This window comes from Peribacillus muralis, from assembly GCF_001439925.1.
GTDB lineage: Bacteria > Bacillota > Bacilli > Bacillales > DSM-1321 > Peribacillus > Peribacillus muralis.
The window spans coordinates 21,995-36,939 of sequence record NZ_LMBV01000007.1; the positions used below are offsets into that span (position 1 = coordinate 21,995).

Annotated in this window: 12 protein-coding genes, 1 pseudogene and 1 riboswitch; of the genes and pseudogenes, 10 read left to right on the plus strand and 3 right to left on the minus strand. The window is 40.5% G+C overall.

The features are described from left to right. Positions 1-83: 83 nt before the first annotated feature. Positions 84-365, minus strand: a pseudogene (locus ASU00_RS11050) (hypothetical protein); the annotation flags it as partial. A gap of 307 nt (positions 366-672) precedes the next feature. On the opposite strand from ASU00_RS11050, the gene ASU00_RS11055 reads away from it, so the two are divergent. Further along, on the plus strand, positions 673-1,287 hold the full coding sequence (locus tag ASU00_RS11055) for a glucosaminidase domain-containing protein (protein ID WP_057913532.1): 615 nt from the start codon (positions 673-675) through the stop codon (positions 1,285-1,287). 208 nt (positions 1,288-1,495) lie between these two features. Here the strand turns inward: ASU00_RS11055 and lexA are convergent, their stop codons facing one another. Further along, positions 1,496-2,119 (minus strand): transcriptional repressor LexA, encoded by a 624-nt coding sequence (gene lexA / locus ASU00_RS11060; RefSeq protein ID WP_057913533.1) that lies wholly within the window; start codon positions 2,117-2,119, stop codon positions 1,496-1,498. Between the two features lie 157 nt (positions 2,120-2,276). On the opposite strand from lexA, the gene yneA reads away from it, so the two are divergent. The 3 genes from yneA (at position 2,277) to ASU00_RS11075 (ending at position 6,403) form a co-directional block, all read left to right on the plus strand. Then, positions 2,277-2,591, plus strand: a complete 315-nt coding sequence (gene yneA, locus ASU00_RS11065) for a cell division suppressor protein YneA (RefSeq protein ID WP_057913534.1) — start codon at positions 2,277-2,279, stop codon at positions 2,589-2,591. 80 nt (positions 2,592-2,671) lie between these two features. Then, positions 2,672-3,331 carry a YneB family resolvase-like protein gene (locus tag ASU00_RS11070; protein WP_057913535.1) on the plus strand — a complete coding sequence of 220 codons (660 nt, stop codon included), beginning with the start codon at positions 2,672-2,674 and terminating at the stop codon, positions 3,329-3,331. A 714-nt stretch (positions 3,332-4,045) separates the two neighbouring features. Next, a complete protein-coding gene (locus tag ASU00_RS11075; protein ID WP_057913536.1) occupies positions 4,046-6,403 on the plus strand; it encodes a universal stress protein in 2,358 nt (785 codons plus the stop codon). A 546-nt stretch (positions 6,404-6,949) separates the two neighbouring features. On the opposite strand, the gene ASU00_RS11080 is transcribed toward ASU00_RS11075, so the two are convergent. Further along, complete coding sequence (locus ASU00_RS11080) at positions 6,950-7,318, minus strand: Na-translocating system protein MpsC family protein (protein ID WP_057913537.1); 369 nt, start codon at positions 7,316-7,318, stop codon at positions 6,950-6,952. Between the two features lie 662 nt (positions 7,319-7,980). Here ASU00_RS11080 and ASU00_RS11085 point away from each other — a divergent pair. The 6 genes from ASU00_RS11085 (at position 7,981) to kdpB (ending at position 14,932) form a co-directional block, all read left to right on the plus strand. Next, a complete protein-coding gene (locus ASU00_RS11085) occupies positions 7,981-8,376 on the plus strand; it encodes a hypothetical protein (protein ID WP_057913538.1) in 396 nt (131 codons plus the stop codon). An 82-nt stretch (positions 8,377-8,458) separates the two neighbouring features. Continuing rightward, positions 8,459-9,679, plus strand: coding sequence for an aspartate kinase (locus tag ASU00_RS11090; protein WP_057913699.1), 1,221 nt, complete (start codon positions 8,459-8,461; stop codon positions 9,677-9,679). Between the two features lie 328 nt (positions 9,680-10,007). Next, positions 10,008-10,148, plus strand: a riboswitch (cyclic di-AMP (ydaO/yuaA leader). 395 nt (positions 10,149-10,543) lie between these two features. Beyond that, on the plus strand, positions 10,544-10,924 hold the full coding sequence (locus ASU00_RS11100) for a hypothetical protein (RefSeq protein WP_057913540.1): 381 nt from the start codon (positions 10,544-10,546) through the stop codon (positions 10,922-10,924). 170 nt (positions 10,925-11,094) lie between these two features. Further along, positions 11,095-11,169: a potassium-transporting ATPase subunit F gene (locus ASU00_RS26895; protein WP_082630262.1), complete on the plus strand. Its 75-nt coding sequence runs from the start codon at positions 11,095-11,097 to the stop codon at positions 11,167-11,169. Between the two features lie 25 nt (positions 11,170-11,194). Next, entirely contained in the window at positions 11,195-12,868 is a 1,674-nt protein-coding gene (gene kdpA, locus ASU00_RS11105; protein WP_057913541.1) for a potassium-transporting ATPase subunit KdpA, read from the plus strand. A 24-nt stretch (positions 12,869-12,892) separates the two neighbouring features. Beyond that, the gene (gene kdpB / locus ASU00_RS11110; protein WP_057913542.1) at positions 12,893-14,932 is read left to right on the plus strand and encodes a potassium-transporting ATPase subunit KdpB; all 2,040 of its coding nucleotides are present in this window, start codon (positions 12,893-12,895) and stop codon (positions 14,930-14,932) included. Positions 14,933-14,945: the final 13 nt, after the last annotated feature.

A 14,945-nucleotide genomic window follows, 5' to 3' on the forward strand; every position in this document is an offset into this window, starting at 1 on the left:
GAGGTGGACAACAGAAATCGAAGTGTTCGAGGCAGAGGATGCATGGGATGAAGTGAGTGAATAATTGGCGACCACTTCCAATCATTCTTTTGATTAGATGACCGATAAGATGTTATGCCAGTTTTGAGAACAGCGTAATTGCCAATGCTTGCATATCCATAAAACCAGCCCATGAAAACGCCCGCAACCAAATGGTGTCTATGGCTAATGAAAATGGAAAGAAATAAACCGAGACCTAATGCAATTGTAGGAATGAATTTATGTGGGATATGAAACGTGAGCTTAAGAAGTTGCGTGACAATCATGATGATGGGTATCGCTATCACAGCATCCCAAAAGTTTGTATGGATGGTTGGAAAGTCCATTCGTGCACCCCCTTAAGCAAGAAGTTTTTCAAGTGTATTTTCACCTTTTACAAACATTTTATACGATTGTTTGCGACTGATCGATCAAGAAGGGAACGATTTAGTTATTATAGATAAATATATAAAGGAAATTTCCATCTGTTTTCACTCACGCCACCAACGTACTTTCCTTAAAAGGATGAACAGCAAACATCACCGATTTTCACCCATTTGGCTGGACAACCTGTAACCTTTCTCATGGCAATGAATACGATATGAATGAAGACCATGCATGAAAGTGGTAAGGACAACTTAGCGGGAGGTTCGAATGAGTAAGGAAACATTCATCAATGAAATAGTACCTTATGCCCTTAGAATTTATGAAGAGTTTAAAATTTTACCTTCCGTCATCATTGCCCAAGCTTGTTTGGAGAGTGGATATGGGACAAGCGCTTTAGCGAAGCAGGGTAAAAATATTTTTGGCACGAAAGGTGAATATAAAGGAGAATTCATCATTTTCCAAACGATCGAATATGTCAACGGAGCACCAGTTCAAGTAAGGAACAAATTCAGAAAGTACCCGACATGGGAGGAGAGTCTTCGCGATCTTGCCAATCTGTATGCATTCGGGACTTCGTGGAATAGAAATTTATATACTTTTGTCATTGGTGAAAAAGATTATAAAAAGGCCCTTAAGGCAATTTTCGACGCGGGCTATGCCACAGATCCGAAATATACGGAAAAACTGGTGAACCTAATTGAAACGAGCAGTTTAACCAAGTACGACGTAATGGCCGAAGAAGTCTATCATATCGTGAAAAAAGGAGATACCGTCTCTGCCCTTGCCAATGCATATGGTTCGACGCAAGTTCAGATTCAGCAATGGAATGGGTTGGCCGATCTTAACCTAATTAAAGTGAACCAAAGATTAAGAGTGAAATGAGCGTAGTGGGAAGGGGTGTTATCACTTCCTTTTTTTGTTGGTCAAACAAGTTCAGTTGGCAAAAATACATAGAAACGAGTACAACGTATGGGGGCATTGCTAGAAAAGGGAAACGAACCTATCAAAAAAAACGAGTCTTACAATATGCATAATGAGAGAGTTCGTTTCATACATTAAAAAACAAACAAAAAAAGCGCGGTTAGCGCTTTTAGTGTATTTGCCTATATAAACCTATCACTTTTCCGAGTATCGATACATCTCGCAAAATGATCGGTTCCATATTTGAGTTCTCAGGCTGTAGCCTTATGTAATCCGGTTCCTTAAAGAATCGTTTTACAGTGGCTTCATCATCTTCAGTCATGGCCACGACGATATCTCCATTATTGGCACTGCTTTGCTGCTTGACGATGACATAATCGCCATCATGAATTCCAGCCTCGATCATGCTTTCACCCATGATTTCAAGCATGAATACATGATCGTCGTGCGGTACCATGCTTTCGGGAAGCGGAAAGTATTCTTCTATATTCTCGATGGCCGTTATGGGCATGCCCGCTGTTACTTTACCTAGTAAAGGAACGTTCACGACATTAGCTTTTGGTATAGTGTTCGCTTCTTCTAAATTCAGGATTTCAATCGCCCTTGGCTTAGTAGGGTCACGTCTGATCAGCCCTTTGCTTTCCAGGCGGGATAGATGTCCATGAACTGTTGAGCTTGATGCAAGTCCTACGGCTTCACCAATTTCCCTTACGGATGGTGGATACCCTTTCAGGCGGACCTCTTGTTTAATGAAATCAAGAATATCTTGCTGCCGTTTTGATAGTTTAGTCATATGTGCACCTCTTCTCCAATTTTCTTTGCTTCATTATAGCATGGAGCCCCAATCTATACAAACATAAGTTCGAATATTGTTGTTGACTGAAACAAGTGTTCGTATTATAATTCAAGTATATCATACGAACGAACATTCGTGTTGGAGGGATTTATTCATGAAAAAATTATACAAAAATTATATTTATACGATTCTATTAGCGGGTTCTGTATTCATCTTTTCAATTTTATTCTCTTGCACATTAAACGATGATCAAAAAAAGGATTTCCTTTCTATAGAAGTAAGTGAAGGCGACACCTTATGGGGAATCTCCGACGAATATGAAGCAACTGATTTGACAAAGAAGGAATTCATTGGTTGGATAGAAGAGCATAATGGCATCAGTGCAGATTCGATTAAACCTGGGCAGGTTATCGTCATTCCGGTTAAAGGGGAAGAGCTTGTTGGCCAGTCAAGAATAAGCGATGATTAACTTTATACAGCTCCTTGGGTTTTTTCTTGTAATTCATCCTTTTATAGAAAAGCTCTAAATAATTAAGTGGAGGACGGAATTTGAAAGCGATTATTTATTGCCGTGTCAGTACGGAAAAGAACACCCAAGATACATCATTAAAACGACAAAAGGAAGAACTTGAAAATATCGCAAATCATTATAGATTCGATGTGTTAAAAATTATCGAAGAAAGACATAGTGGATTTGATGTGGAACGAGATGGAATTGTTGAAGCTTTAGCACTATTTAAGGAAAAGCAAGCAGATGTTTTACTTATACAGGATGATACCCGATTAGGAAGGGGACATTCAAAAATTGCACTTATACATGAACTGCGAAAAATGAATATAAAAGTTTTTACGATACAAGATCATGGAGAGATTTTTTTATCAGATGCGGATCTAATGGTATTGGAAATATTAAGTTCTGTTGAAGAGTTTCAGAATAGAATTGCAAAATATAAGATTAGCAGAGGTATGGAGAGGGCTATCAAGAATGGTTACGAACCTCATAAGAATTTATCCAATATACACTTGGGAGGCAGGGAGAAAAAAGAGGTGCCTATCAATGAAATAATTAATCTTCGAAAAAAGAACCTTACCTTTCAAGAAATTGCCGCAACATTAAGAGGATTAGGATTTGATGTTAGTAAGGCGACAGTCCATAGGAGATATAAAGAATATTATGAGGAAATAGATCGCCATTCCACTATCCAATAAACATATGCGGTGATTTGAAAATATAAATTCATTTACAATATGTATTTGTAAACGTACAATAGACAAAATATTACATGTTTAAATGCAGGAAAGAAATCATGGGGGGCAGAACGCAAAGGAGCTATGAAGCTTAATGGGCGTTAAGTAGACCAATGGGTACTTTTTCCTTCAATTTGAATGACAAGGTTACATGCATCAACTCTTTTTATTGTTTAGGGAGTAGAGTGCACTTGTGTTCAACATTGGGGAAAGAGAGCCATTGGTCTTTTTTTAGGCTCTTTTCTTAAAGCTTGCCGTTTTAAAACATTGCGAGACTCCTGCCGAAGCAGCGGGACAGGTGAAACCCCACAGGCTTTCCGCCTTGAAGGATCACCGCCGCCCTCTGAATAGCTGAGCATTGGAGGGGAAATCAACACATAGTTGGTGAATAGCAACAACGTATGCCAAAAGCTTAATGGTCGTAATGAGTAGGTGGTTATTGTCTAAGTTAGTCAGGGCAAATAATTAGTATAAGAAAAAGGGGATTAAAAGATAAAATGCGAAATCATTAACAGGATGCTTACTGCCTGCTTCTTTATCGGTTTAGAAAGGGAAGCATAATAGCCTAGCCGGATTAAGTGCAAAAATATTTATAACGACTTGTCTTTTTGTTTTATTGGAGGAGGGTAGTAAGCTCTCCTTTTCACATAGTTTTAAAGAGAAGGGGCGAAAAGAATGGGAGAGAAGTTTCGGCGAAAATCACCAGAAGAATTTTTACGATCACTTTATAAAGTTCACCGTGGACGTTTAAAAATCGTTCTCGGTGCTGTGTCTGGCTCTGGGAAGACTTATCATATGCTATTGGAAGGAAATGCATTAAAGAAGAAATCGATTGATGTTGTGGTAGGCACAGTGCGTGCCTCCGATCGTCCCAAAACCATTGAACAAATAGGCACGTTAGAAAGAATTTTACCCATTGAGTGGATGGAGAATGGGTTACTTAAACAAGATTTGGATATTGACGCCATTATTGAACGGAATGCTGAAGTCGTTCTTGTGGATGCTCTGGCACATCGCAACCGGCCAGAGGCTCCAAATAAGACTAGATTGGAAGATGTGCTAACGTTAATGAGCTACAACATTAGCGTTATAACAACCATTAACATCTATGAATTGGAGGGTGTCAAAGAGGTTGCTGAAAGACTTTTGGGAGTGCAGGTACAAGTTGATCATTGCGTTCCCGATAATACGCTGGCAATGGCAGATGAGGTGAAGCTTTTGGATGTTACTCCTGAACAAATTCTTAATCGCCTTCAAGAAGATCCCACTAAACATGAATATGATGCAAATAGAAAGAGTCAAAAATTATTCAGAAGAGATAATTTGGCAGTATTACGGGAGCTTTCCCTTCGTTTTTTAGCGGGAGAGGTTAACGATGAATTAGATGATTATCGTGAACAGCAGGGACTGATAGGGCCATCAGGTGCTTCAGAACGGGTCCTTGTTTCCGTCCAATACCATTGGAATGGATCGATTCTCATACGGCGGGGACAACAAATTGCCAAACGTCTCGGCGGGGAGTTATATGTAGTTTGTCTTTACTCCCCCATTAAAAAATTATCAAAGGAAGAAGAAACGTTCAGAAGATCCATTAAGAAGCTAGTACATAAAATAGGTGGGAAATTTGAAGAACGTCCTCTTGCAGGAGAAGATGTTGCCGAAGAAATTGTAAATTATGCCACCGAGAATAATGTAACAAGAATCGTAATCGGCCAATCGAAGCGAAGCCGTTGGGAGGAAATCATTCACGGATCGATCATCAATAGGATCCTGCGAAAAACCCGGAATATAGATGTTTTTATTGTCGCTGACAGAACTGAAAAAAATGGGGAAAGGGTTATCCCGGCAAAGTGGAAGGAAGAAAATAATCTGAATCCATACCGCCGGCTTTCAAATGAAGAGGTAGTTGAACATATTGATAGAATCCGGCAGGGACAATTAAAGGTATATATCGGTGCTGCACCTGGTGTTGGCAAGACTTATACGATGCTGCGTGAGGCAAACGAACTAAAAAGTAAAGGGATAGATATAATAATCGGGTTGCTTGAAACGCATGGAAGAGTGGATACGTTTGAACAAATCGGTAGATTGGATTTAATTCCGAGGCAAAAAATACAATATAAAAATGTCGTATTGGAAGAAATGGATACAGACGCCATTATTAAACGAAATCCAGAGGTTGTTCTTGTTGATGAATTGGCTCATACAAACGTCCCGGGAAGTATATGTAAAAAACGATACGAGGATGTCGAAAAAATTCTGAAAGCGGGCATTTCAGTTATATCCACTATGAACATTCAACATCTTGAAAGCTTAAATGATAGTGTCGAACAAATTACGGGCGTCCGTGTCCGCGAAACCGTACCAGATCATGTCCTGCGTATGGCAGAGGAGATTGAACTTATTGATCTTTCACCAAATAGCCTGCAGCAACGAATGCTGGAGGGGAATATTTATGCCAAGGATAAGATTGATCAAGCTCTTAACAATTTTTTTAAAACGGGCAATTTAATTGCTCTGCGCGAATTGGCTTTGCGCGAGGTAGCTGATGATGTGGATGAAAGGCTTGAGTCATGGGAAAGGAAGCGGACTTTAAGGGGACCTTGGCGAAAACAGGAGGTTATCTTTGTTTGTGTTAATTTGCGTCCTGATAGTGAACGTCTAATCCGGCGCGGGTTTCGTATCGCTTATCGGTTAAAAGCTCAATGGTATGTCGTTTACGTTCAAGACCATACACCTCTATCTGAGGAGGACAAAAAAACGATAGAAAAACTCCGTTTATTGACGGAACGCCTCGGGGGACATTTCGAAATGTATGAAACCCACCATAGACGAAAAGTAGTTGGGGCGGTTGTTCAACAATTACATGAAAAAAACGCAACTCAGGTGATTATCGGACAATCTGCCCGTAAAAGGCTCGAAGAAATTCTTAAAGGATCTGTTGTACAAAAATTACTTCGTGCGGTTCGTCATTTGGATGTATTGGTGGTTGCCGATCATAAACCGGAAATGATGGAAGATACTAAAGAATGACTATAAAACCGATCGGATTATAACAATGGAGAATCCTTCTCAAATCTGAACCGATAATGCATGGCTACTTCGTGATGAGAAGCTAAATAAAAATCAGGTTTATTTATGGACAAAAGCCACTAATGGATGAACCGTTGCACCTTCGGAGATGATAGATTGTAAGAGTTACATGCTTCAAATTCCGGACAGATTAAAGATGTAAAAGCTCGACGCTATGTTTCACGAAAAAGCCCTTCTCCTAATTTTCGAATGAAAGAGCTTGCGAAAAAAGATCTTCTCGCAAGCTTTATGCACAAGTAAAGATTATGTGCATAAACAGACAAAGATCAACGCTTTCAAGGTAGGCAGCGACATGGGGAGGTAAGACTTGTCTTTCCTAAAAAGATGGCTTAACCCCCATAAAGAATTGAATTTGTTAAAATCTCAATTAATTTGTCGAAAAGTGAAAAACATCTACTAAATCATCTAGTTGGAATTGACTGTTTTTCGTGCGTTTAGTTTTGGGTACTTTGATTTTTTTCCTCGTTCGGACAAATAAACTCTATTTTACGATTCCAAAAATTTCTCTAAATTTCTATCAACGATAAACACTTCCAGTCGTTCCTCCATTTTCGTGCTGATATCACTATGACTGGAAAGTACATTGCAGTTTGTCAGTCGTTGCACAATTTCCTCAAAATCCTCACTGTACATTTCCCTTAGCACTTGCCTCATTTCTTTGACAAGCTTGCGCCCCGTTTCTTGGGAAACAAGGTGTTTTTCTTCTACAGTCAGAACTCCCTTAAAACGGGTAATGACCATATCCTGAACAATGTATGTTTTCGCCTCTCGAGGGCCCCGGCCCATTAGTTCTCGCTGAAATGTTATAAGTGCTGCACTTATTTCAGCTTCTAATTTCTTTTTTGGATTTACCATATTGCCTCCTTGATTTTCTCCAAATTTATGCAACTTATCATAATGTCCGAGCTTAGTTCTTGTCAATCCTATCTGAAAAAAATATTAATAGCTTGAAATAATAAGTATTTTGAAGCAATATAGTGATTTAGTAGATGAAATAATTGGAAATGAATGAATATGGGTGATTTTGAGCTTATTTAAGATTCACTAGGGGTTTACAAGTCAATATGGATAAGTGTAGAATGAGTCCCAGAAAATACAAATTAATTTCGGTCAAAACTCACACAGTTGAGATGGAGTAACCATTATTTTGGGGTTAATTCTGCATATGCAGAGAGGATGAGAGACTCTATCCCCATCCTACCCTAGGGCTGTTATGTTGCTTTTATGTAGCAAAATAGCCTGCTACTAAAATAGGTTTTTTATTATGCCTATAAACTGAATAAATCATGGAAGACAGAACGCAAAGAGAGTGTAAAGCTTGCTGGGCGTTAAGTAGACCAATGAGTGCTTTTCTCTACCTGTTGCTATTGTAAAACATCCAAAGTTCCGATGTGTGAATCAACACACGGACAGGACGGGTTACTGTGCGACATACAAGGGGGAAAGTAAGCATTGGTCTATTTCTGTTTGTTTTCAACAAGTAACCTATGTAAGCGAAAAGCGTGGTGGGGTGATTTATGGAAACGGTATTGCTTGTTGGAAAAGGAAAACTATTCAAAGCTGTTGAGGGTAGCCTGTATGCAAGCCACACGGATACAAGTAACGTCCAAATTTTGGACTATGAAGAAGAGTGGTGTAAACCTCTAAGTAACCTGGGAGAATGCTATGAATTAATCGGTAATAAAATAGCGAACTATAAGATTGTATATCTTTTCCCTGATTCTCCATCAGATGGAATTAGCCTTATGGAAATATTTTCAATGTTCAAACCGTTTAGGCTGTTTGTTGTCACTCTTGATCAGCAATATTCTAGTTTGTATAAAAAATTGGGAGCCGATCTTGTCATCTTTAGTAAAGCGGATTGTTACAGCTATAATTGGCTTTTAACAAGTGATGAAGTCTTTTCAATGTGAATAGGGGATATCGAAACTTCAGTATCGCATTCGATCGGTTAAGGGTCAGCCCTAGAAATAATAGTTGGAGGGGAAGATGGATATGTCACTTATTGTGCAAAAATTTGGCGGTACTTCAGTTGGCAGCGTTGAAAGAATTTCGCACGTAGCCGAACGGATAATCGAGGCTAAGAACGAGGGAAAGGATGTCGTTGTCGTGGTTTCGGCAATGGGAAATTCGACCGATTCATTAGTTGACATGGCCAAGCAATTGTCACAGCACCCACCTGATAGAGAATTGGATATGCTGTTGGCCTCCGGTGAGCAGATTTCCATGTCCTTACTTGCTATGGCTTTGGTTAGCAAAGGCTACCCTGCCGTTTCTTTAACGGGATGGCAAGCTGGAATCATGACTGAATCCGTTCACACTAAAGCGAGAATCGTCCGAATTGACACCGATAGAATAGTAAATCTCGTTAATAAAGGGATCATTGTCATTGTCGCAGGGTTTCAGGGAATTACGGAAGACGGGGAAGTGACTACCCTTGGCCGGGGTGGTTCGGATACGACATCGGTTGCACTGGCTGCCAGCATGAAGGCTGATATGTGCGAAATATATACAGATGTTTCCGGAGTCTATTCGGCCGATCCGCGTGTTGTTCCAACGGTTAGGAAATTAGTTAGGATATCTTTTGATGAAATGTTGGAACTGGCGACATTAGGAGCAGCGGTCCTGCATTCCCGTGCGGTGGAGTGTGCGAAAAAAAATAATGTCCGGTTGATGGTAAGATCTAGTTTCACTAATGAAGCGGGAACGATTATTGAGGGGGATGTGGATATGGAAGAAAAGGTAGTATGCGGGGTGACTCATAAAAATAATATTGTGAAAATTACAATAAAACGATTTGACGCATTAGCATCTTTATTCTCGATCCTGGTAAAATCTCATATTGACGTTGATATGATCACCCAATGTTCAAATGAATCGTTAACTGACGTTTCCTTTACTATTTCGATAGCTGATTTGGGATGCACACTGGACTTACTCAAGGCCAATAAGACAAGACTAGCGTTTGAGGAAATCGTTACGGAAGTAGGATTAGCTAAGGTTTCCATCGTTGGAGCTGGGCTGGTTTCAAATCCAGAGGCGGCAGCGAAGGTGTTTACAGCCTTGGCTGCAGAGTATATTGCAATCAAAATGGTCAGCAATTCGGAAATGAAGGTTTCCTGCATTATTCCGGAAAGCATTACAGAGAGGGCAGTCCGGACTCTTCACAGTGTTTTTGGTTTTGATGTCCAGCAAATGGCTGGTGCTGTGCATTAGTCGAAAACAAAACAAATCAAGCCTACAACCGAACTGAATCTAGAACGAACCCTCAGTTACAGAGGGTTTTCTTTGCGTTTCGTTGCAGTGAATCAAGGTGGAAAGTCAGCTGGACTACCAAACCATGGAAACGTGAAATTGAAAAATGGTAGGATATAGCCAATAATGCAAACGGAAAAAGTTACAAAAAAAGAGATATCATAAGGAAACAATAGGAATGAGGAGAATATATTAAAAAAAGTATCTAAAACGAACTTATTCAACGGAAAATGCCAATTTACAAGGAGTAGTCCACCGGCATAAAATAACATCATATTCAACACCAACAATTGAAATTCGGCTTAGTCCTGAGTAATCAGGAACGGAGGAACCAATTTTTTGGGGTTAATTCTGCATCTGCAGAAAGGATGAGAGACTCTTTCGCCATCCTACCCGTCAGCTAACTTCGTCGGCTAAAGCGAAGGAGGTCATGAGACCGCCTTGATCAAGGGGCTTTTTTGTTGTGTAAAAACGGCAAAAGGCAACTTGAATGACAAAGTAGGTCTTTTTAATTTGCCTATTTTCATATGAAAAAGGATCATGGAAGACAGAACGCAAAGAAAGCACATGCTGACTGGGCGTTAAGTAGACCAATGGGTACTTTTTCTCCAATTTTTATATGTTTGTTTTGCAATGCATCCAATAACCGTTGTGTGAATCAATTTGATTAGCACTCGGTTATGGATAGCTACTGCATGGCTGCATACATGGGGAAGAAGTAAGCATTGGTCTATTTTTTTTATGTTTCCAACAGGCAGGCTTCTCTTTCCCAGCAAGTATGCAAAATGAAAAAGAATACGAAAAAGCACGTATGAGGTGGAGTGTATGGGAAAAGTACTGCTTGTTGGAAAAGGAAAATTATATAAATCCGTAAAGGACAGTATCCGGGCGATCCATACGGATATAAGGAACGTAGAAACTGTGGACTATGATGAAGAATGGTTTAAGCCAACAAGAAACCAAAATGTTTTTTATGAAAAGATTCGTGATCCGCGCCAGTATAACAGTGTTTATCTATTCCCTCATTCTCTGTTGGATGGAATGAAACTTGTTAAATTATTTTCACAGTTCAAACCGTTTAGATTGTTTGTTGTTACATGTAATCACCAAAATTCCAATCTATATAAAAAAATGGGAGCGGATTTTGTCATCTTCAGTAAACCAGATGGATACAGCTATAACTGGCTGCTAACAAGCGAATCCTAGTACACCTTAAGGGGGTGAGTGCTGTTACTTAATTAAGATAGTAGAAGGTTGGAAGGAGAGTTGTTAATGGATCTTTTATCGATTTCGCTTACAGTTTTTTCATTCTTGTTATTTTTTGGATTTATCCATTTTTGTTCTAAGGTTATCGAAGAAAAAGGAGAGTAGAAACAATGTTCTTATTATGTATTGTTGGAGCACTTTCGTTGTATTTAATTCATGCCTTGATTTACCCGGAAAAATATTAATAGTTACAAAACGGAGGAAATGCAAATGGATTTTTTACAAATCGGTCTGGTATTGGCACTCGTTATTATTTTGGCCATACCGCTGGCGAAATACTTAGTTAATGTTTATTCCCTAGAATCAACAAAACAAGATCGAATGTTTGGGGGATTAGAACGGGGAATTTATAAATTATCTGGTATTCATACCGGTGATATGAACTGGAAGCAATATGCCAAGGCACTACTTTTAAGTAATATAGTCATGTTTTTTATTTCGTACTTGATACTTCGCTTTCAAGGAGTTTTACCAGGTAATCCTAGTAATATAGGCAATATGGATCCATTATTGGCATTCAATACTGCTGCAAGCTTCCTTACAAATACCAATTTGCAGCACTACAGCGGGGAATCGGGACTTTCTTATTTATCGCAAATGGTCGTCATCATGTTTTTGATGTTCACGACACCGGCTACCGGCCTTTCGCTCTGTATGGCCTTTTTCAGAGGCCTGACCGGGCAGCGCAGTATGGGGAATTTTTATGTGGATTTAATCCGTTCCATCACCAGGGTGCTTTTGCCGTTATCCATTTTAATCGGGCTTGTACTAGTATCCCAAGGGGTGCCGCAAACCCTTGATCCTACCGCCGTTGCCACTACATTGGAAGGTGCGAAGCAGAATATCGCGCGCGGGCCGGTTGCTGCGTTGGAGTCGATTAAACATTTAGGGACAAATGGAGGTGGATTCTTTGGGGTCAACTCGGCACATCCCTTTGAGAATCCTAATGGTTTCACCAATATATTAGAGATTTTATCCATGTTTTTAATACCTGTCGCTCTCCCGTTAACGTTTGGGTATATGGCAAAAAACAAGAAACTGGGCTGGATTCTTTTTTCGGCCATGGGATTAATGTTCCTTGTATTCTTAAGTGTTACGTATTTCAGTGAATTAAATGGAAATCCTTCATTAGAGAAAATGGGCATTTCTCAAGAGAATGGAAGTATGGAAGGCAAGGAGGTGCGGTTTGGAATCGCACAGAGTGCCCTTTTTACAGCCGTTACGACAGCCGCTACGACAGGTACGGTCAATAATATGCATGATACGCTTACTCCACTTGGCGGATTAGTGCCATTGGCAGAAATGATGCTGAACTGTGTGTTCGGCGGTGATGGAGTAGGGACGGTTAACATCATTATGTACGCAATAATGGCCGTTTTCATTGCCGGGCTAATGGTTGGACGAACGCCGGAGTTTTTAGGGAAGAAAATTGAAGGCAGGGAAATGAAACTAATAGCCCTTACCATTCTTCTTCATCCGCTAATCATACTAGTTCCGTCAGCCATTGCTTTAGCTACACAAATGGGCACATCGGCTATATCCAATCCAGGGTTTCATGGAATTACGCAAGTGGTTTACGAGTTTACCTCTTCGGCAGCCAATAATGGCTCCGGGTTCGAGGGTTTAGGAGATAACACTCCATTTTGGAATATATCCACCGGTTTAGTCATGCTGTTTGGCCGCTACTTTTCCATGATTGCACTAATCGCTGTCGCAGGATCTTTACTTACTAAGAAACGAGTTCCCGAGACGATTGGAACGTTCAAGACAGATAATAGCACATTCCTAGTCATTCTCTTGGCGACGGTATTAGTTATTGGGGCATTGACGTTCTTCCCTGTCATTGCACTCGGACCAGTAGCAGAATGGCTCACAATTAGATAAACGAAGAAAAGGAGTATTCTAAAAATGAGTACAAAGCGTAAAGGGACTCTCAATAAGGAAATAATCGGGCAAGCGATAATAGATGCCTGTAAAAAGTTAGATCCAAGAATAATGGCTCGAAATCCTGTTATGTTCGTAGTGGAAATAGGATTTATTATTACTCTATTACTCTCCATATTCCCAACCCTTTTTGGAGGTACATCAGATAGAGGGTATAACATGGCTGTGAGCGTCATATTGCTCGTAACGATCCTCTTTGCTAACTTTGCGGAAGCATTGGCAGAAGGGCGGGGGAAAGCGCAAGCCGATAGTCTGAAAAAAACGAAACAGGATACGAAGGCAAAGTTATTCCAAAAAGACGGTTCCATTAAAATAGTGGATGCCACGGAACTTCGCAAAGGCGATATTGTCTTGGTGGAAACCAATGATTTAATCCCGACCGATGGTGACGTAATCGAGGGAGTGGCGGCTGTAGATGAGTCCGCCATCACTGGCGAATCAGCTCCCGTGATTAAAGAATCCGGAGGGGACTTCTGTTCGGTAACTGGAGGAACGAAAGTCATCAGTGACTTTATCAAAATCATCGTCACTTCAGACCCAGGTGAATCCTTCCTTGATCGCATGATTAATCTCGTTGAAGGAGCAAAAAGACAAAAAACACCTAACGAAATTGCCCTGAGCACCCTGCTTGTCAGTTTGACCCTTATCTTTTTGCTTGTTTGCACGACACTTGTACCAATTGCTTCTTATATTAAAGTCACATTACCGATTGCGACTTTAGTGGCATTGCTGGTCTGTTTGATCCCAACGACCATCGGGGGTCTATTGTCTGCCATTGGGATAGCGGGTATGGATAGGGTTACTCAATTTAACGTCATTGCCATGTCGGGAAAAGCTGTCGAAGCAGCTGGTGATATTAATACGATCATCCTTGATAAAACAGGAACCATCACCCATGGGAACCGGATGGCTTCAGCTTTTTTACCGGTTAAGGGGGTAAGCGAAGCTGAATTGAATAAAGTGGCCGTTCATTCATCCTTACACGATGAAACGCCTGAAGGCCGCTCGGTCATCGAACTTGCTAAAAAGTTTGGATTATCCGATGGAGAATTAGATAAAACCGGTACGGAAGGAATTGAGTTTACGGCTGATACACGGATGAGTGGTACAGACTTTTCTGATGGCAGAATAATTAGGAAGGGTGCTGCGGATTCAGTAAGAGAATATATACAGCAGCAAGGAGGAAAAGTTCCTGGCGATTTAGAAAGCATTACGAATAAAGTCGCAACTGCAGGCGGAACTCCACTTGTTGTTGCCGAAGGAAACCGTGTGTTGGGTGTCATCTACTTGAAGGATACGGTAAAAGCAGGCATGAGGGAACGCTTTGATGAATTGCGGAAAATGGGCATAAAAACCGTTATGTGTACCGGTGATAATCCATTAACAGCAGCGACCATTGCAAAAGAAGCCGGAGTAGATGATTATATTGCTGAAGCGAAGCCCGAAGATAAAATTTCCGTCATTAAACAGGAACAAGCACAAGGTAAACTTGTGGCCATGACGGGAGATGGGACGAATGATGCTCCTGCATTGGCCCAGGCAGATGTTGGATTGGCGATGAATACAGGAACCATCGCAGCGAAGGAAGCGGCGAATATGGTGGATTTGGATTCTGACCCTACAAAGATAATCGAAGTAGTGGCAATCGGTAAACAGTTACTCATGACACGGGGAGCCTTGACGACATTCAGCATTGCCAATGATGTCGCCAAATACTTTGCGATTATTCCTGCGATGTTCATGTTGGCGATTCCAGAAATGAAGGCTCTGAATATTATGAACCTGGCTACACCACAAAGCGCCATTTTATCTGCTTTACTATTTAATGCCGTTATTATACCCCTTCTCATCCCATTGGCAATGAAGGGTGTGAAATACGTACCTATGAGTGCTTCAAGATTATTAACCAAAAATTTATTCATATACGGATTGGGCGGCGTGATCGTCCCTTTCATAGGAATTAAACTTATCGATATACTGCTCGTCATGCTACATGTAGCTTAAAATCAAAAGTAAG